Here is a 17,077-nt window from a genome sequence, read left to right as displayed (position 1 = left end):
GCCCGCATTGAAGGCACCGGCCGCGACGGCCGCATCACCCGCGCCGACGTCGACCGCGCGGTCGCCGCGGCGACGACCGTCCAGCAAGGCCCCCGCACCACCGCGCAGCCGCAGGTTTCCGAAGCCAACGCCCAAGGCCTGCGCTCCCACTCGGTCCCGCACGACCGCATGCGGCTCAAGATCGCCGAGAACATGCTCGCCTCGGTCACCGAGGCGCCGCACGTCACCGCCGTCTTCGAGGCCGACTTCACCGCCATCCAGCGTCACCGCGACCGCCACAAGGCTGCCTGGGCGCGGCAGGGGGTGAAGCTGACCTTCACAGCCTACATGGTCGCCGCGGCGGCCGAGGCGATGAAGGTCGCGCCGGCGATCAACAGCCGCTGGCATGACGACCGGCTCGAACTGTTCGACGACATCAACATCGGCGTCGGCACCGCGCTCGGCGAAAAAGGCCTGATCGTCCCCGTCCTCCGCAATGTCGAGACGTTGAGCCTCAAGGGCATCGCCGCCGGCCTCGAAAGCCTGATCGACAAAGCCCGGCGGGAGCAGCTGAGCGGCAAGGACGTCTCCGGTGGCACCTTCACGATCTCCAACCACGGTGTCTCGGGCTCGCTCTTCGCCAGCCCGATCATCATCGCCCGCGGCCAGGCGGCGATCCTCGGCGTCGGCAAGCTCGAAAAGCGCGTCGTGGTGCGCGAGGTCGACGGCACCGACACGATCCAGATCCGCCCCATGGCCTATGTCTCTCTGACCATCGACCACAGAGTCGTCGACGGCCACCAGACCAACGCCTGGCTCAGCCGCTTCGTCGACGTGCTGGAGACCTGGCCGGCGGAGTGACCTTGCCGGAGCGGAACGGACCGCCGCCGCGGCGGTTCAGGGAACCGGCAACCACCGGAGCGCGCCGATGGCCGAAGACAAGGAACCGCACCTCAGCGAGGAGGAATCGCAGGAGGTCGAGGAGCGCAGCCCGCCCAAGGCCAAGGTCGTCCACGCCGCCGTCGTCAAGCAGGGCGAGGACGAGCTGGAGCGGCCCCTCGGCTCGCTCTTCTGGTCCGGCCTCGCCGCCGGGATCGCGATCATGGCGTCCCTGTCGGCCCAGGCCGCGCTCCACATGCGGCTCCCCGACGCGCCGTGGCGGGAGCTGGTCGCCGGCTTCGGCTATTGCCTCGGCTTCATGATCGTCATCCTCGGCCGGATGCAGCTCTTCACCGAGCACACCACCGTCGCCGTCCTGCCGCTGATGCGCGAGCGCACCGGCGCCAACCTGGTGCGGACGCTGCGCCTGTGGACCATCGTTTTCGCCGGCAACGTGCTCGGCGCCGCGATCATCGCCGCCGCCTGCGTCTACCTGCGCTTCCAGTCGAAGGAGCTGACCGACGCGATGGTCGAGGTCTCCTCCAAGCTCTTGGAGAAGAGCGCGCTCGATGTGATGCTGCAGGGCATCCCCGCCGGCTTCCTGATCGCCTCGGTCGCCTGGATCCGCTCGGCCGCCGACGATTCCAGCTTCTGGATCATCCTCGTCCTCACCTACGCGATCGCCATCTGCGGCTTCACGCACGTGATCGCGGGCGCCGCGGAGGCCTTCTTCCTCCTGTGGAGCGGCCACGCCAATGTGGGCTGGGTGTTCGGCACCTTCCTCCTCCCGGCGCTGGCGGGGAACATCATCGGCGGCACCGGCCTCTTCGCCATGCTCGCCCACGCGCAGGTGAAGGAGGAGATCTGAGCTTGCGGCGGCGGTCCGCGCCGCTAGCATCGCCGCCGTGACCGAGATCCGCCCCTTCCTCCGCCGCGGCGAGCCCGCCCCGTGGTTCCGCGCCCACGCGATCGGCGGCTCGCCGAGCTACACCTTCCACACCGTCGCCGGCCGGCACGTGCTGATGCTGTTCGTCGGCGCTGCTGAGAAAGCCGAGGCAGCGGCCGCGCTCGCCTTGGTCCACCGCCATCGGGCCCTGTTCGACGACGAGAATGCCTGCTTCTTCGGCGTGACCTGCGATCCGGCCGATGCCGCCGAGGGCAGGGTCGCCCAGTCGCTCCCCGGCATTCGCTTCTTCCTCGACGAAAGCGGCGAGATCAGCCGCCTCTACGGCGCCTTGGCCGAGGGGGGCGCCTACCGCCCCTTCTGGCTGCTCCTCGACCCGGCGCTGCGCGCGCTTGCCCTGCTGCCGCTCGAGCGAGGCGCCGAAGCCATCGCCGCGCTCGCCGCCGCCGTGCAGCAGCCCCGTGGCGACGAATGGGCGCCGGTCCTCGCCGTCCCCAACGTCCTTGAGCCGGACCTCTGCCGCCGCCTCATCGCCCTCTACGAGGAGACAGGCGGCGAGCCCTCCGGCTTCATGCGCGAAGTGTGCGGCAAGACCGTCCTCCTCACCGATCCCGGCCACAAATTGCGCCGCGACTGCAGCATCGACGATCCGCGCCTGCGCGCCCTGCTTCTCGACCGCGTCAAGGCGAGCATCGTGCCGATGGTCGCCCGCGCCTTCCAGTTCGAGGCGACGCGGATGGAGCGCTATCTGGTCGGCTGCTACGATTCCGGCACCGGCGGCCATTTCCGCCCGCACCGCGACAACACCACCAGGGGCACCGCCCACCGCCGCTTCGCCGTCTCGATCAACCTGAACGCCGGCGACTATGACGGCGGCGACCTGCGCTTCCCCGAATTCGGCCCGCGCACCTACCGCCCACCGACCGGCGGCGCGGTCGTCTTCTCCTGCTCGCTCCTCCACGAAGCCACGCCGGTGACCCGGGGCACCCGCTACGCCTTCCTCCCTTTCCTCTACGACGAAGCCGCCGCGAAGCAGCGCGAGGCGAACAACCCGCATCTGGCGGAGGAACTGGGGGCGTACCGGGCCTGACGCCTAGCGCGCCGGAGGCGTCAGCTTGATCTCGTAGAGCTGGGGCCAGTTCTTGCCAGTGACGAACAGTCGGTTGGCCTTCGCGTCATAGGCGATGCCGTTCAGCACGCTGTCCTCGTCCTTCATGTTGGGGAGCGCGAGATCGCGCAGCTCGATCCAGCCTTTCACATTGCCCGTGGCCGGGTCGATGCGCACGATCTTGGTGGTCATCCATACGTTGGCGAAGATTTCCCCGCGCACATATTCCACCTCGTTGAGATGCAGGACCGGGTCGCCCTGGTCGGTGACCTGGACGCGGCGCACCTCCTTGAGCGTCGCCGGATCGAGGAAGCGCAGCTCCGACGTGCCGTCGCTCATGATGATGTTCTTGCCATCTTGGGTCAGCGCCCAGCCCTCGCCCGGATAGCGGAAGCTGCCGGTCTGCTTGAGGTCGGAGCGGCGCCAGCGAAAGCCGATGCCGTTCTGCCAGGTGAGGCTGAGGATGTCGGGACCCCAATTGACGATGCCCTCGCCGAAATAGAGCGACGACACCGGCACGGAGCGGATCAATTCCCCCGTCTCCAGCTTCACCTCGCGGATCGAGGAGCGGCCGTTGAGGCCGGTGCTCTCCCACATATGGCCGTCGAGGTAGAACAGCCCTTCGGTGAACGCCTTCGGGTCGTGCGGGTAAGCGTGGACGACCCGGTAGCCAAAGACCGGCGTCGGCTTCGGCGGCGGCGGCGCGGCGGCCTGCGCGCAACCGGCCAGCGGGAGGAGCAGGGGCGCGAGGAGGAGGGGGGAGAGCCGCTTCATCACGGGCGGTTCATGGTGAGGAGGTCGTAGGTGGCGACCGCCTCGTCCTTCTGGTTGTAGACGTACACGGCCCAGCGCACTTCGCCTTTCTCCTCGTCCCGGATGCTCTTGGTCTTGACACTAAGCTCCACCCGCATCGCATCGCCAGGATAAAGCGGCGTCTGGAAGCGCAAATTCTCCAGCCCCGTATTGGCGAGCACCGGCCCCGGCGCCGGATCGACGAACAGGCCGGCGGCGAAGCTCAGGATCAGATAGCCGTGCGCCACCCGCCCCTCGAAGATCGGGCTCGCCTTGGCCGCCTCGTCGTCCATGTGGGCGTAGAAGGTATCGCCGGTAAAGTGCGCGAAATGCTCGATATCCTCGAGCGTCACGGTCCGGCTCGCGGTCTTGAGCGTATAACCGATCTCGAGTTCCGAAATGCGTTTGCGGAACGGGTGCACCTCGCCCTCGACCTTCGGCGCGCCCGGCAGCCATTGCTTGACGATGCTGGAGAGCACCGCCGGCGAGCCCTGCAGCGCCGTCCTCTGCATGTAATGCGCGACGCCGCGCACCCCTCCCATTTCCTCGCCGCCCCCCGCGCGTCCCGGTCCGCCGTGGACGAGGACGGGGAGGGGGGAGCCGTGGCCGGTCGATTCCCTGGCGCTGGTGCGGTCGAGGATCAGCATCCGCCCGTGATAGGCGCCGGCGCCGAGCACGAACTCTTCCGCAACCGCCTTGTCGAAGGTGAACAGCGACAGCGCGAGGCTTCCCATCCCGCGGTTGGCCAGCGCGATGGCGTCGTCCAGGTCGCGATACGGCATGATCGTCGACACCGGCCCGAACGCCTCGATGTCGTGCACCGCGTCGGTGCCCCAGGGATCGTCGGTGCGAAGCAGGATCGGCGCCATGAACGCCCCGTTTCCGGCGACCGGCGAGACGTCGGGATCGCCCGACACGATGCGTGCCGACTTGGCCAGCTCCGCCACCGCCGCGCGGACGCCGGTCAGCTGCGCGCGGCTGGCGAGGGCGCCCATCGTCACGCCTTCCTCGCGCGGGTCGCCGATCCGCGCCTGCCCAAGCCGCTCGGTCAGCGCCGCCTGGACGGCGTCGAGATGCTGGGCCGGCGCCATGGCACGGCGGATGGCGGTGCATTTCTGCCCCGCCTTGACCGTCATCTCGCGCGCCACTTCCTTTATGAACAGGTCGAATTCCGGCGTCCCCGGCGCCGCGTCGGGTCCCAGGATCGAGGCGTTCAAACTGTCGCGCTCGGCGATGAACCGTACGCTCTCCCGCGCGATCACCGGGTGCGACTGGAGCTTCATCGCCGTCTGCGCCGAGCCTGTGAAGCTCACCACGTCCTGCAAGGTCAGATGGTCGAACAGATCGCCGACCCCGCCCATGATCAGTTGCAGCGCGCCCGGCGGCAGCACCCCCGCCTCGATCATGATGCGGAACGCCGCTTCCGTCAGATACCCCGTCGCCGAGGCCGGCTTGACGATCGCCGGCACCCCGGCGAGCAGGGTCGGCCCGAGCTTCTCCAGCATCCCCCAGACCGGAAAATTGAAGGCGTTGATATGCACCGCCACGCCCTGCAGCGGCGTGTAGACATGCTGCCCTACGAAGCTGCCGCCCTTCGACAAAGGCTCCATGGCGCCGTCGATCAGCACCCGCCCGTTCGGCAGCTCGCGCCGCCCCTTGGACGAAAAGGAAAAGAGCGTCCCCGCGCCGCCCTCTATGTCGATCCAGCCGTCGGTCCGCGTCGCGCCGGTCTGGTAGGAAAGCTCGTACAGCTCCTCCTTGCGCGCCATGATCGCATTGGCGAGGTCCTTCAGCATCCACGCCCGCTCGTGGAAGGTCAGGCGCCGCAGCGCCGGTCCGCCCACCCTCCGCGCGTGGCGGAGCATGCCTTCGAAATCGAGTCCCTCACTCCCGGTCAGCGCGATCGTTTCGCCGCTGACGGCGCTCTCCACCTCGGCGAGGCCACCCGGCGCTTCGTACCAGCGGTCCTGGGCATAGTTGAGGAGGGTCTGCGTCTTCATTCCAACTCCTTGCACCCCACCCGTTCGGGCTGAGCTTGTCGAAGGCCTGCCCTTCACTTGCTGCCTAAGGGAAAGGGCAGGTCTTCGACAAGCTCAGGCCGAACGGGCTATGGGCCATACGCGCTGCGTGAGCATAAGGGGTAGAGAATGCCGCAACCCGTGAGGCCCATCGTCCTTTCCGACGTCGAGGCAGCGCGCGAGCGCATTGCCGGCACTGTGCTGCGCACCCCGCTCGTTCGTCTCGACCTCGGCCCAGCCATGCCGGACGTGCGCCTCAAGCTCGAAAATCTCCAGCCGACCAACGCCTATAAGATACGCGGCGCCGCCAATGCCGTGGCGATGCTGTCGCCGGCGCAGCGCGCCCGCGGCGTCTGGACGATCAGCGCCGGCAATGCCGGGCAGGGCGTCGCCTATGCCGCGCGGGCGGCCGGCATCCCCTGCTCGGTCGTCGCCATCGAGACGGCGCCGCAAACCAAGCTCGACCGCATGCGCGCGCTCGGGGCGAACATCGTCCCCGTCTCCTACCAGCAAGCCTGGCAGGCCGCCGAAGCCCATGCTTTCGACGGCATGGACGGCATCTTCATCCACCCGTTCGACGATCATGATTTCATCGCCGGCCACGGCACGATGGGCCTCGAAATCCTGGAGGATTGCCCGGACGTCGCGGCGATCGTCACCGCGATCGGCGGCGGCGGCCTCATCACCGGCGTGGCGAGCGCGGTGAAGGCGCTGAAGCCCGGCGTCCGCGTCTACGGCGCCGAACCCGAATCAGGGGCGCCCTACGCCCTGTCCCTGAAGGAAGGCGGCCCCCGCCGCTTCCCCGACTGGCAGGCGAGCTTCGTCGACGGCGCCGGCGGCCAGAGCGTCACCCAGCGCATGTGGGACCGGATGCGCCCCGTGGTGGATGGCGCGATCACCGTCACCCTCGACCAGACAAGCGAGGCGATGCGCCTCATCGCCGAAAAGGCGCGGGTGATCTCGGAAGGCGCGGGTGCGCTCTCTGTGGCCGCAGCGCTGACCGGCGAGGCAGGGGAGGGCCCCATCGTCTGCGTCGTCTCCGGCGGCAACATCGACCTGAAGACCTTCGCCGAGCTTTTGACTGGCTGAGGCGGCACTTGGGACAGTCTATCGATTGTCCCCGCTCCGGCGTTGAACGGGGACAGTCAATAGACTGTCCCCTGCGGACTCACTGCCCCGTGAAGTTCGGCTTCCGCTTGGCCATGAACGCCGCGACCCCCTCGCGGTAATCGTCCGAGAAGCCCAGATCCCGCATCGCATCGCGCTGCAGGTCGAGTTCCTCGCTCAGGCTATGCTCCCAGCTCTCGCGGATCATCGCTTTGATTCGTGCCAATCCCCGGGTCGGCGCGGCGGCGAACCGCTCCGCGAGCGCGTCCACCTCGGCATCGAGAGCCTCGTCCTCGACCGCCTTCCAGATCAGGCCCCACTCGGCCGCTTTCTCCGCCGGCAGCGGCTCCGCGGTCAGCGCCAGCCCCAGCGCCCGCGCCTGGCCGACGAGGCGCGGCAGCACCCATGTCCCGCCGCTGTCGGGAATGAGGCCGATCGCGGCGAAGGACTGGATGAATTTCGCCGATTTCGCCGCGACGACGATGTCGCAGGCGAGCGCGATGTTCGCCCCTGCGCCCGCCGCCACGCCGTTCACCCGCGCGATGACGGGGAAGGGGAGGGAGGTGATGCGGCGGATCAACGGATTGTAATAGGTCTCCACCGAATGCCCGAGGTCCACCGCCTCGCCCGGCGCCACCGCCCGGTCGCCGAGATCCTGCCCGGCGCAGAAGCCGCGTCCGGCGCCGGTGATCACCAGCACCCGCGCGCCGTCCAGCGACGAAAGCGCGTCGGCGACCTCCTCGTGCATCTGCACGGTGAAGCTGTTGAGGCGCTCCGGCCGGTTCAAAGTGAGCCGGGCCACGCCCTCCGCCAGCTTGAAGTCGATCGTCTCGTAGGTCATGCCCCGGTCATGGACGCGAACGCCAGAGCCGACAAGATCGCCCGGGCGATGCTCGCGGCGGAGGGCACCGGCCCCGCCTGGGGCATCGCGATCGAGGAAGCGCGGGAAGGCTATGCGCGTGTCCGCATGGCCGTCACCGCCGCGATGCTGAACGGCCACGGCACCGCCCACGGCGGCATGCTCTTCGCGCTCGCCGACTCGGCCTTCGCCTATGCCTGCAACAGCCGCAACTTGCGTACGGTCGCTGCCCAAGCCTCGATCGTCTTCCTGGAAGCCGCCCGCGATGGCGACGTGCTGATCGCCGAGGCGCAGGAGCGCGCGCTCGTCTCCCGCTCCGGCGTCTACGACGTCTCGGTGCGAACATCCGACGGCCGCCCCATCGCCGAGTTCACCGGCTTCTCCCGGAGCGTGGGAGGCGAGGTTGTCACAGAGGAATCGAAACCGTTGCCGTCACCCCGGACTTGATCCGGGGTCCACCTTTCCTTCACAGCGGCCGCGAAGAAGATGGATCCCGGATCAAGTCCGGGATGACGGAGCACGCGAAATGACCGAAGCCTTCATTTGCGACGCCGTGCGCACCCCCATCGGCCGCTACGGCGGCGCCCTCGCCCATGTCCGCGCCGACGACCTCGCCGCCATCCCGATCCGCGCCCTCCTCGAGCGCAACCCGCGCGTCGATTGGTCCGAGTTGGACGACGTCATCCTCGGCTGCGCCAACCAGGCCGGCGAGGACAATCGCAACCTCGCGCGCATGGCCGGGCTCCTCGCCGGCCTCCCCGACAGCTCCGGCGGCGTCACTCTCAACCGCCTCTGCGGCTCGGGCATGGACGCGGTGGCGATGGCGGCCCGCGTGATCCGCGGCAGCGAGGCGGACATGCTTGTCGCCGGCGGCTCGGAGAGCATGAGCCGCGCCCCGTTCGTCATGGCCAAGGCGACCAGCGCCTTCGACCGCAACGCCGAAATGTACGACACCACCATCGGCTGGCGCTTCGTCAATCCCAAGATGAAGGACGCGTACGGCGACGACACCATGCCCTCCACGGCTGAGAACGTGGCTGAGGAGTTCCAGATAAGCCGCGAGGATCAGGACGCTTTCGCCGTCCGCAGCCAGGAGAAGGCGTCCCGCGCGCGAGACAATGGCCGCCTCGCCGCCGAGATCGTCCCCGTCTCCATCCCCCAGCGCAAGGGCGACGCGCTCACCGTCGACCGCGACGAGCACCCCCGCAAGACCAACGTAGAGGCGCTCGGCAAGCTCCGCCCCATCGTCCGCGCCAATGGCACCGTCACCGCCGGCAACGCCTCGGGCGTCAACGACGGCGCCGCGGCGATGCTCGTCGCCTCCGAGGGCGCCGCCAGGCGCAACCACCTCACCCCCCGCGCCCGCATCGTCGGCGCCGCCGTGGCCGGCGTCCCGCCCCGCATCATGGGCATCGGCCCGGCGCCGGCGTCGCTGAAGCTACTCAAGCGCCTCGGCCTCACCATCGCCGACATGGACGTCATCGAGATCAACGAGGCCTTCGCCGCCCAGGCGCTCCCGGTGCTGCGCCTGCTTGGCGTCCCGGACGACGCGCCCCACGTAAACCCCAACGGCGGCGCCATCGCGCTCGGCCACCCGCTCGGCATGTCCGGCGCCCGCCTGGCCCTCACCGCCACCGAGGAGCTCCACCGCACCGGCGGCCGCTATGCCCTCTGCGCCATGTGCATCGGCGTCGGCCAAGGCATCGCCCTCGTCATCGAGCGGGTGTGACGGAATCGGGTTCCCTTGCGTTGATTGCCGCGAAAAGCGCCTCCTGCTAGGGCCGGCGCGGGAGACAGGAATGTACACCACCGAGCTTTCCAAATCGAAGAACGTCGCCTCCACGGAGGACCCCGTCCGCCTCGCCGCCTTCGAGGCGCGGGTCGCCGCGGACGAGTTCATCGAGCCCAAGGACTGGATGCCCGAGGCCTATCGCCGCACCCTCACCCGGCAGATTTCCCAGCACGCGCACAGCGAGATCGTCGGCATGCTTCCGGAAGGAAACTGGATCGGCCGCGCCCCCTCGCTGCGGCGCAAGGCGATCCTCCTTGCCAAGGTGCAGGACGAGGCGGGGCACGGCCTCTACCTCTACAGCGCCGCCGAGACGCTCGGCACGTCGCGCGAGGCGATGATCGAGGCGCTCCATTCGGGCAAGGCCAAGTACAGCACCATCTTCAACTACCCGACGCTGACCTGGGCCGATATCGGCGCGATCGGGTGGCTGGTCGACGGCGCCGCGATCATGAACCAAGTGCCGCTCCAGCGCACCTCCTACGGCCCCTATGCGCGCGCCATGGTGCGCGTGTGCAAGGAGGAGAGCTTCCACCAGCGCCAGGGCTACGAGATCATGATGGTCCTGTCCGCCGGCACCGCCGACCAGAAGCGGATGGCGCAGGACGCGCTCAATCGCTGGTGGTGGCCGTCGCTGATGATGTTCGGCCCGCCCGACGCCGACAGCCCCAACACCGCCCAGTCGATGCGCTGGCGGATCAAGCGCGACACCAATGACGAGCTCAGGCAGAAATTCGTAGACATCACCGTCCCCCAGGCGGATGCCCTCGGCCTGACCGTGCCCGACGCTGCACTGCGCTGGAATGAGGAGAAGGGCGGCTACGATTATGGCGAGATCGACTGGCAGGAATTCTACGCCGTCGTCCGCGGCGAAGGCCCGGTCGCCAAAGAGCGTCTGAAGGCCCGCCGCGACGCCTGGCAAGACGGCGCCTGGGTCCGCGAAGCCGCCGCCGCTTATGCGGAGAAGCACGCCCTCAAGCGGGAGGCGGCATGAACGACTGGCCGCTGTGGGAAGTTTTCGTCCGCTCGAAAGGCGGCCTCTCGCACCGTCATGTCGGATCGGTCCACGCGCCCGACGCCGAGATCGCGCTGCGGCACGCCCGCGACACCTACACGCGCCGGATGGAAGGGGTGAGCCTGTGGGTCGTCCCGTCTGCCCAGATCACCGCCTCCGACCCGTCGGACGACGCGGCGATGTTCGATCCCGCCGCCGACAAGATCTACCGCCACCCCACCTTCTACAACATCCCGGACGGCGTGACGCACATATGAGGGGAAGGCGTCTTATGCCTCCCCACGCTGCGCGTGGAGAGGGGGACCACCCGAAGGGTGGTGGAGGGGTAACCCCCCGAGACCTGCGCGACGCTACCCCTCCACCATCTTCGGTGGTCCCCCTCCCTATCTGCGATGGGGAGGCATAAATGGCGTCCCTTCCGCCGATCGATCTTCCCTCCGGCGCCACCGGAGCCGGCGCCTTCGACGCGCCTGCGCCCGACACGAACACCCCGCTGTTCGACTATCTCCTCCGCCTCGGCGACGACAGCCTGATCCTCGGCCAGCGCCTGTCCGAATGGTGCAGCCACGCCCCCTCCGTCGAAGTCGATCTCAGCCTCGCCAACATCGCGCTCGACCTGATCGGACAGGCGACCTTCTTCCTCGATTATGCGGGTGAGGTGGAAGGGAAGGGGAGGGACGGCGACCGCCTCGCCTTTCACCGCGATGTGCTCGATTTCCGCAATTGCTGGCTGGTCGAGCAGCCGAACGGCGATTTCGCCCAAACGATGGCGCGGCAGCTACTTTTCTCCACCTGGCAGAAGAGGCTGTTCCAGCACCTCGTCGGATGCGCAGACGCGCGCATCGCCGCCATCGCCGAGAAAGCGGTGAAGGAAGTCAGCTATCACCAGGAGCTGGCCATGGAATGGGTGATCCGCCTCGGCGACGGCACCGACGAAAGCCGCCGCCGTATGCAGGACGGGCTGGACTGGATGGGACGCTTCGTCCCCGAGCTGTTCGAGATGGACGACCTCGCCTGCTTCCTCGCCGGGCGCGGCCTTGCCCCCGATCTCGCCGCCTTCCGCGCCGATTATGACGCGCAACTCCACGCCCTCCTCACAGAGGCGACGCTGACGGTGCCGGCCGACCAGCGCCCGATCCTCGGCGGCCGCCGCGGCCATCACAGCGAGCATCTCGGCCACCTCCTGTGCACGATGCAATTCCTCCCCCGCACCTACCCGGACGCGGCGTGGTGAGGGCGCAGGCGGCCCAGGTGCAGGACGAGGGGCTGTGGCAGGTCCTCGCCTCGGTCGCGGATCCGGAAATCCCGGTGATCTCAATCGTCGACCTCGGCATCGTCCGCACCGTCGAGCCGGACCGGGTCGTTATCACCCCGACCTATACCGGCTGCCCCGCCACCCAGGTGATCGAGCGCGACATCCGCGACGCCCTCGACGCGGCGGGCTATCGCGACGTCCGCATCGAGACCGCCCTGTCGCCCGCCTGGACGACCGACTGGATCACCCCCGAGGGCCGCGTCAAGCTCCACGCCTACGGCATCGCCCCGCCCATGCCCGCCGGCCAGCGCGCACCGGCCTGCCCGCAATGCGGCTCGCCGCAGACGGAGGAGATCAGCCGCTTCGGCTCCACCCCGTGCAAGTCGCTCTGGCGCTGCCGCGACTGCGCCGAGCCGTTCGACCTGTTCAAATGCCATTGAGCCCAATGTGAGCGTCAACTTCCACAGCCTTCAGATCGCGGAATTAATCGCGGAGACCGCCGACGCCAAGTCGATCCGCTTCCGGCTCCCAGAAGACCTGCGCGAGGCGTTTCGCTTCAAGCCGGGCCAGCACCTCACCTTGCGCGCCGACATTGGCGGCGAGGACGTGCGGCGCAATTACTCGCTCTGCGTCGCGCCTGAGGAGGGCGAGCTCAAGGTCACCGTGAAGCGCATCGCCGGTGGCCTGTTCTCGACCTGGGTGAACGAGGCGCTGAAGCCCGGCGACCGCCTGGACGTGATGGAGCCGCACGGCAGCTTCACCCACGATTTCCGCGCCGACGCCGCCAACCATTATGTCGCCTTCGCCGGCGGCTCCGGCATCACGCCCATATTGTCGCTCATCAAGACCGCAATGATCGAGGAGCCGGCGAGCCGCTTTACGCTCCTCTACGGCAATCGCGACAGTCAGTCGGTGATCTTTCTGGAGGAGCTCGCCCGCCTCAAGAACCGCCACATGGGCCGGCTCGAAATCCACCATTTCCTCGCCGAGGAATCGGAGGATATCGACCTGTTCAACGGCATGCTCGACCGCGCCAAATGCGGGGAAGTGCTCGACATGCTGGTCGATCCCGAGGGCGCCGCCGCCTTTTTCATCTGCGGCCCCGGCCCGATGATGGACGCCGCCGAAGCGGCCCTCCTCGAACGCGGCGTGCCGTCCGAGCGAATCCATATCGAGCGCTTCACCGCTGACCGTCCCCCCGAGGCGCTTCAGGCCCAACTCGAAGCGATGTCCCGCGAGGCGCAGGGGCTGACGATGCTGGTCACCCTGGACGGCCGCAAGCGCCGCGTGCCCTTCTCGGCCGAGGCCGGCAACATCCTCGATTCCGCCCGCCTCGCCGGGCTCCCCGCACCCTTCGCCTGCAAGGCCGGCGTCTGCGCCACCTGCCGCGCGCGGGTGGTCTCCGGCGGCGTCGAAATGGCCGCCCGCTACGGCCTCACCGACGAAGAGGTGGCCGCTGGCTACGTGCTGACGTGCCAGTCGGTGCCGAAGGGCGAAGGCCTCGAAGTCGATTACGACGCGTAATCTGCCTCCCCATCGCCAGATGGGGAGGGGGACCACCGAAGGTGGTGGAGGGGTAAGGGAACAGGTCTCAGCGGATCAAGCGCTCGACGGCCGAGGCTGCGGCCAACTACCCCTCCACCAGCTTCGCTGGTCCCCCTCCTCAAGCTAAAGCTTGGGGAGGCAAAAGGCTTACCGCCCGCCGTAGCTCCGGCCGGAGCGGTAACCCGCCAGGTCCTCGCCCTCGGCAGCCCGGTGATAGGCGATGGCGGCGCGCACCGTGGCCTGCATCGCCGCCATGCGCTGCTGCAGTGGGGCGGAGCTGCGGCGGATGAGGACGGCCATGGCGTAAGAATGGCCGTCGGGGCCGGTGATCACGCCGATATCGTTATAGCCGGCCTGGACGCCGCCGAGCACCTGCCCGGTGCCGGTCTTGTGGCTCAAGGTCCAGCCGAGCTGGAGCCCGCCCTTGAGGCGCTGCGGGCCCGTCTTGGTGTGCGACATGATGCCGAGCAGCCGCTGCGTCGACGCCGCCGAAAGCAGCTCGCCGCGCTTCAGCCGGCTCAGCGCGTCGACCACGCCGAGCGGTGCCGCGCCGTCCATCGGGCTGGCGATGTAGCGCTCGAACGCCGCCCTGCGCGCCGAATAAGGAAGGGCGTCGCGCGCCTTGTAGAATCCGCCGTTCGACGCATAGCTCTGGTGCCATTCGATGCCGGCGATGGCGCTCTGCAGCTTGCGCTCGCCCGGCCCGAAGCGGATGCCCTCGATGCCCTTGGTGCGCAGGAAGGCGCGCACCGCCTCCGGGCCGCCGGCGCGCCACAGTACCGCGTCGTTGCAGGTATTGTCGCTTTGCTGCAGCGCCCGCGTCATCAGCTCGGCGATGTTGGTGCGGTAGCCGTTGGCGCCGATCTGCGCGGCGATCGGCTGGTGGAACAGGGTCACGTCCTCCTTGTGGAGGGTGAAGGGCGCCGACAGGCTCAGTTCGCCGCGGTCGACCTTGTCCAGCGCGGTCAGCGCCACCCAGAATTTGCTGACGCTCTGCTGGGGGAAGAGGGTGTCGCCGTCATAGGCGGTGGTCCAGCCGGTCTGCACGTCCTCGACGGCGATGCCGATATCGCCGTTGAAATTCTCGCCGATCGCGCGGACCGTCTGGGCGAGGATTCGCTGCGCCTCGTTCTGCGGCGCCATCGATTCCAGCGCATGGCCCTGATATTGGTGAGCGGCGGTGCGGGCAATCGTCGCCTGCGGCACGAACGAACTCAGCAACGCGGCGGCCGGAAGCAGCGCGAGACGCGCGATCCGGGCGGACCTTCTGTACGCAACAACCATGACTTTAACCCCTAAACCCTTCTACCCGTGACGAATCATCATAGCGCCGAAGGACTTTCCGCCAGATTAAACTGGTAAACGCGCGACGAGCCGTGCCGCGCGTGCGACGGGGCTATGGATCGAAAGCGAGAGCCCGCGCGCGCCCTCAGAACCGCTTAGTCACGCCGACGAAAATTCCGCGGCGCTGCCCCCATTGCGGCGCACCGACGCCGACGCCCGCGCCGCTCCGGATCTGGTAGACCTTGTCGAACAGGTTGAGCACGTCGAGGCGGACGGTGAGGCCGTTCAGCACCCCCGATCCCTTGAAGGTCTGGGCGATGCCGGCGTTCACCACCCAATAGCCGGGAAGGGCGCCGCCGTTCGGAACGATCCCGTTCGGATCGTCCGTCCTGAGGCCGCTGCCGTAGACGAAGTCGGCCGTCGGAACGAGGGTCCCGAGGCCGTCATGGATGGTATAGGTGGCGCCGCCCGACGCCGACCATTTCTGGGAATGGTCGGTGAAGATATAATGGTTCTGGATGTAGGCAAGCTCGCTCGGCGCGAAGAAATATTGCGACGAGATGATGTTCTTGGCCTTCTCCTCACCCCGCGCCAGATTGGCGTAGAGGTCGAGCGGGCCGTGCGTGTAGTTGGCGCTGAGTTCGACGCCCCAGGCGTAGCCCTTGGCGTAGTTGAAGGGCGACAGGATCAGGGCGGAGCCGAACTGCCCCTCGTCGAGCAAATTCTGCTTCTTCTTGTAATAGGCATCGATGGCGAGCTTGAGGCCGCCCTTGACGCGCTGCTCGACGCCGGCGTCGAAATAATGCTCGCGCTCCGCCTTCACGGGGCCGCCTGTCCGGATCAGCGCCTGCTTGGTCGTCGCATTGAACAGATTGATGTCGGACGGTGCGACGAGCTCCTGGGGAGGCGGCGTGAACGTCCTCGCATAGCCGACATGGAAGGTGGTCAGCGGGGTTGCCTCCCAGACGAGGTTGGCGCGGGGGCTGAGTTGGGATTCCCTGGTGTAGGCCCGCACGACGTCGAACCTGGCGCCGTAATTGAGCGTCAGATTGGACGTGAGCTTCCATTCGTCCTGCAGATAGGCCCCGTACAGCTGGCCGGTCTTCTGGTGGGTGTCGACGATGGTGAGAGGCACGTCGCTGGTCTGCGCAATGACGCAATTCTCGTCGCCCGCGCAGTCGTTCGCCGGAAGCACCGTCGATGCGACGCGGGACGTCGTGTGTTCATTCTGGAAGAACAGGCCGAACCGCAATACGTGGTTCGACCCAAGCTTCTGGCTGCCATCGGCCTGGACGCCGGCCGCGAGCCCGGTGAGCCTGGCGGCATCGGCAAAGCCGTTGAAGATGATGTCGCCGTGCTTCGGATCCGGGCTGAAGCGCGTCTCGGTGTAGCGAACGAACGGGGCCAGCTGGAGATTGAAACTATCGCCGGCATATTGATAGGCGGCAACGCCGTAATGCGTGATCTCCCGCTGGTTCTGGTCGAGCTTGGCGGAGTTGAAGTTGGACACGCCGTTGACGGTGAACGCCGGAGCCTGACCCGTCACGTTCGGGATCTGGAAGTCTCCGATGAAGCTGCCGCCGAAGACGGAGATCCGGCTCGTGTCCGAGAGAATGTCGGTCACGTAGGCGAACGGGCGGAACTGGGTGGTCCGGTCGTGGACCGCGTTGCGCGTTGGCATTGGGTTTTCGATGCCGATGTCGTTGCGAAGATAGCTCGCCGATCCGAAGAAGGTGAGGTTGCCGGAGGTCCCGCGGATCATCGCGTTGGGCTCGATCCGGCCGAAGGTCCCGCCGTACATCCCGACTTCCCCGCCATTACCCTGGATGCCGGAGTCGGTCCTGAAATTGATGATGCCCGCGGTGCGGTAGCCGTACTGCGCGGGAAGGGTGCCGGTGATGAGCTGGATCGAGCTTGCGATCCTCGGATCGAAGGTCGTGCCGAACCCGCTGATGCTCTCGGGGACGATGACGCCGTTCAGCCGATACTGGAGGTTGGCGTGCTCGTTGCGCACGTGAATGACGCCGTAGCTGTCCTGGACGACGCCGGGCGCCTGGAGCAGCGACTTGTTGAGTGTGAGATTGGTGCCGCCCGGCTGCTTCTCAAGCGCTTCCTTGTTAAACGTGTATTGGCTCGCGCCGAGCGACGGCGTGATCGCGTCCCGGGCAACGTCGAGACGCCGGCCGGTGATGACGATGTCGCTTCCCGCCTTTGCAGGCGCCGTGGTGGATGGCGCCGCCGGGACGCTCGCCCCCGGCGCCGCGGTCCCCGCAGGCGCCGGCTGACTTGAAGGATCAGCTTGCGCTGTGGCCGGCGAGAACGGAACGATGATCGCCGCCGCGGTGGCGAGGAGCATTCTGCGGATCATGAAACGCCCTGTCTTGGAGGAATTGAGCCGCCCCTAAAGCGCATGATATATTATCGCAAGGTGAACAGTAGACGAATTGGTGTTCAGGTTCGACGGGCGGAGGTTTGGTTTCGGCGAAACCCTCCGCTAGTGCCCCGCGGATGAGCGGCCACGAGCACCACCGCGACGATTTCAC

Annotated in this window: 16 protein-coding genes; 11 read left to right on the top strand and 5 right to left on the bottom strand. The window is 67.8% G+C overall.

Annotated elements, in window-relative coordinates:
- The 3 genes from VGC56_RS17295 to VGC56_RS17285 form a co-directional block, all read left to right on the top strand.
- Positions 1–840: 2-oxo acid dehydrogenase subunit E2 (locus VGC56_RS17295; protein ID WP_464126894.1), on the top strand; the 840-nt coding region annotated here is incomplete at its 5' end.
- A gap of 67 nt (positions 841–907) precedes the next feature.
- On the top strand, positions 908–1,726 hold the full coding sequence (locus tag VGC56_RS17290) for a formate/nitrite transporter family protein (RefSeq protein WP_464126892.1): 819 nt from the start codon (positions 908–910) through the stop codon (positions 1,724–1,726).
- Positions 1,727–1,763: 37 nt separating this feature from the next.
- Positions 1,764–2,852, top strand: coding sequence for a 2OG-Fe(II) oxygenase family protein (locus VGC56_RS17285; RefSeq protein WP_464126890.1), 1,089 nt, complete (start codon positions 1,764–1,766; stop codon positions 2,850–2,852).
- A gap of 3 nt (positions 2,853–2,855) precedes the next feature.
- Here the strand turns inward: VGC56_RS17285 and VGC56_RS17280 are convergent, their stop codons facing one another.
- Both VGC56_RS17280 and paaZ read right to left on the bottom strand, forming a co-directional pair.
- Positions 2,856–3,644: a glutaminyl-peptide cyclotransferase gene (locus VGC56_RS17280; RefSeq protein ID WP_464126888.1), complete on the bottom strand. Its 789-nt coding sequence runs from the start codon at positions 3,642–3,644 to the stop codon at positions 2,856–2,858.
- Positions 3,644–5,662 (bottom strand): phenylacetic acid degradation bifunctional protein PaaZ, encoded by a 2,019-nt coding sequence (gene paaZ / locus VGC56_RS17275; protein WP_464126886.1) that lies wholly within the window; start codon positions 5,660–5,662, stop codon positions 3,644–3,646. Before paaZ ends, VGC56_RS17280 begins: the two co-directional genes overlap by 1 nt.
- A 147-nt stretch (positions 5,663–5,809) precedes the next feature.
- Between paaZ and VGC56_RS17270 the strand changes: the two genes are divergently transcribed.
- Entirely contained in the window at positions 5,810–6,769 is a 960-nt protein-coding gene (locus tag VGC56_RS17270) for a threonine ammonia-lyase (protein ID WP_464126884.1), read from the top strand.
- A 79-nt stretch (positions 6,770–6,848) separates the two neighbouring features.
- Here the strand turns inward: VGC56_RS17270 and paaG are convergent, their stop codons facing one another.
- Entirely contained in the window at positions 6,849–7,628 is a 780-nt protein-coding gene (gene paaG, locus VGC56_RS17265) for a 2-(1,2-epoxy-1,2-dihydrophenyl)acetyl-CoA isomerase PaaG (RefSeq protein ID WP_464126883.1), read from the bottom strand.
- A 9-nt stretch (positions 7,629–7,637) separates the two neighbouring features.
- On the opposite strand from paaG, the gene paaI reads away from it, so the two are divergent.
- The 7 genes from paaI (at position 7,638) to VGC56_RS17230 (ending at position 13,229) form a co-directional block, all read left to right on the top strand.
- Positions 7,638–8,093, top strand: a complete 456-nt coding sequence (gene paaI / locus VGC56_RS17260) for a hydroxyphenylacetyl-CoA thioesterase PaaI (protein ID WP_464126881.1) — start codon at positions 7,638–7,640, stop codon at positions 8,091–8,093.
- A 79-nt stretch (positions 8,094–8,172) separates the two neighbouring features.
- Positions 8,173–9,375: a 3-oxoadipyl-CoA thiolase gene (gene pcaF / locus VGC56_RS17255; RefSeq protein ID WP_464126879.1), complete on the top strand. Its 1,203-nt coding sequence runs from the start codon at positions 8,173–8,175 to the stop codon at positions 9,373–9,375.
- 70 nt (positions 9,376–9,445) lie between these two features.
- Positions 9,446–10,429 (top strand): 1,2-phenylacetyl-CoA epoxidase subunit PaaA, encoded by a 984-nt coding sequence (paaA, locus tag VGC56_RS17250; protein WP_464126878.1) that lies wholly within the window; start codon positions 9,446–9,448, stop codon positions 10,427–10,429.
- Positions 10,426–10,707, top strand: coding sequence for a 1,2-phenylacetyl-CoA epoxidase subunit PaaB (paaB, locus tag VGC56_RS17245; RefSeq protein ID WP_464126876.1), 282 nt, complete (start codon positions 10,426–10,428; stop codon positions 10,705–10,707). The genes paaA and paaB overlap by 4 nt, the downstream gene beginning before the upstream one ends.
- Positions 10,708–10,856: 149 nt before the next feature.
- On the top strand, positions 10,857–11,684 hold the full coding sequence (gene paaC / locus VGC56_RS17240; protein ID WP_464126875.1) for a 1,2-phenylacetyl-CoA epoxidase subunit PaaC: 828 nt from the start codon (positions 10,857–10,859) through the stop codon (positions 11,682–11,684).
- Positions 11,678–12,145: a 1,2-phenylacetyl-CoA epoxidase subunit PaaD gene (paaD, locus tag VGC56_RS17235; protein ID WP_464126873.1), complete on the top strand. Its 468-nt coding sequence runs from the start codon at positions 11,678–11,680 to the stop codon at positions 12,143–12,145. Before paaC ends, paaD begins: the two co-directional genes overlap by 7 nt.
- A 7-nt stretch (positions 12,146–12,152) precedes the next feature.
- Positions 12,153–13,229, top strand: a complete 1,077-nt coding sequence (locus tag VGC56_RS17230) for a 2Fe-2S iron-sulfur cluster-binding protein (protein WP_464126871.1) — start codon at positions 12,153–12,155, stop codon at positions 13,227–13,229.
- Between the two features lie 168 nt (positions 13,230–13,397).
- Here the strand turns inward: VGC56_RS17230 and VGC56_RS17225 are convergent, their stop codons facing one another.
- Together VGC56_RS17225 and VGC56_RS17220 are read right to left on the bottom strand one after the other, a co-directional pair.
- Positions 13,398–14,534: a serine hydrolase gene (locus tag VGC56_RS17225; RefSeq protein WP_464126870.1), complete on the bottom strand. Its 1,137-nt coding sequence runs from the start codon at positions 14,532–14,534 to the stop codon at positions 13,398–13,400.
- A gap of 145 nt (positions 14,535–14,679) precedes the next feature.
- The gene (locus tag VGC56_RS17220; protein WP_464126869.1) at positions 14,680–16,902 is read right to left on the bottom strand and encodes a TonB-dependent receptor; all 2,223 of its coding nucleotides are present in this window, start codon (positions 16,900–16,902) and stop codon (positions 14,680–14,682) included.
- Positions 16,903–17,077: the final 175 nt, after the last annotated feature.

The organism is Allosphingosinicella sp. (genome assembly GCF_036403745.1).
Taxonomy (GTDB): domain Bacteria; phylum Pseudomonadota; class Alphaproteobacteria; order Sphingomonadales; family Sphingomonadaceae; genus Allosphingosinicella.
The sequence above is the reverse complement of the archived record's forward strand: the minus strand, read 5'-3'. Positions and strand labels throughout refer to the sequence as shown.

Coding starts and splice junctions, on each gene's coding strand:
- paaI (WP_464126881.1), top strand. CDS start 7,638: ATGGACGCGAACGCCAGAGCCGACAAGATCGCCCGGGCGATGCTCGCG.
- VGC56_RS17220 (WP_464126869.1), bottom strand. CDS start 16,902: ATGATCCGCAGAATGCTCCTCGCCACCGCGGCGGCGATCATCGTTCCG.
- VGC56_RS17280 (WP_464126888.1), bottom strand. CDS start 3,644: ATGAAGCGGCTCTCCCCCCTCCTCCTCGCGCCCCTGCTCCTCCCGCTG.
- paaC (WP_464126875.1), top strand. CDS start 10,857: ATGGCGTCCCTTCCGCCGATCGATCTTCCCTCCGGCGCCACCGGAGCC.
- pcaF (WP_464126879.1), top strand. CDS start 8,173: ATGACCGAAGCCTTCATTTGCGACGCCGTGCGCACCCCCATCGGCCGC.
- paaB (WP_464126876.1), top strand. CDS start 10,426: ATGAACGACTGGCCGCTGTGGGAAGTTTTCGTCCGCTCGAAAGGCGGC.
- VGC56_RS17225 (WP_464126870.1), bottom strand. CDS start 14,534: ATGGTTGTTGCGTACAGAAGGTCCGCCCGGATCGCGCGTCTCGCGCTG.
- paaZ (WP_464126886.1), bottom strand. CDS start 5,662: ATGAAGACGCAGACCCTCCTCAACTATGCCCAGGACCGCTGGTACGAA.
- VGC56_RS17290 (WP_464126892.1), top strand. CDS start 908: ATGGCCGAAGACAAGGAACCGCACCTCAGCGAGGAGGAATCGCAGGAG.
- paaG (WP_464126883.1), bottom strand. CDS start 7,628: ATGACCTACGAGACGATCGACTTCAAGCTGGCGGAGGGCGTGGCCCGG.
- VGC56_RS17270 (WP_464126884.1), top strand. CDS start 5,810: ATGCCGCAACCCGTGAGGCCCATCGTCCTTTCCGACGTCGAGGCAGCG.
- paaA (WP_464126878.1), top strand. CDS start 9,446: ATGTACACCACCGAGCTTTCCAAATCGAAGAACGTCGCCTCCACGGAG.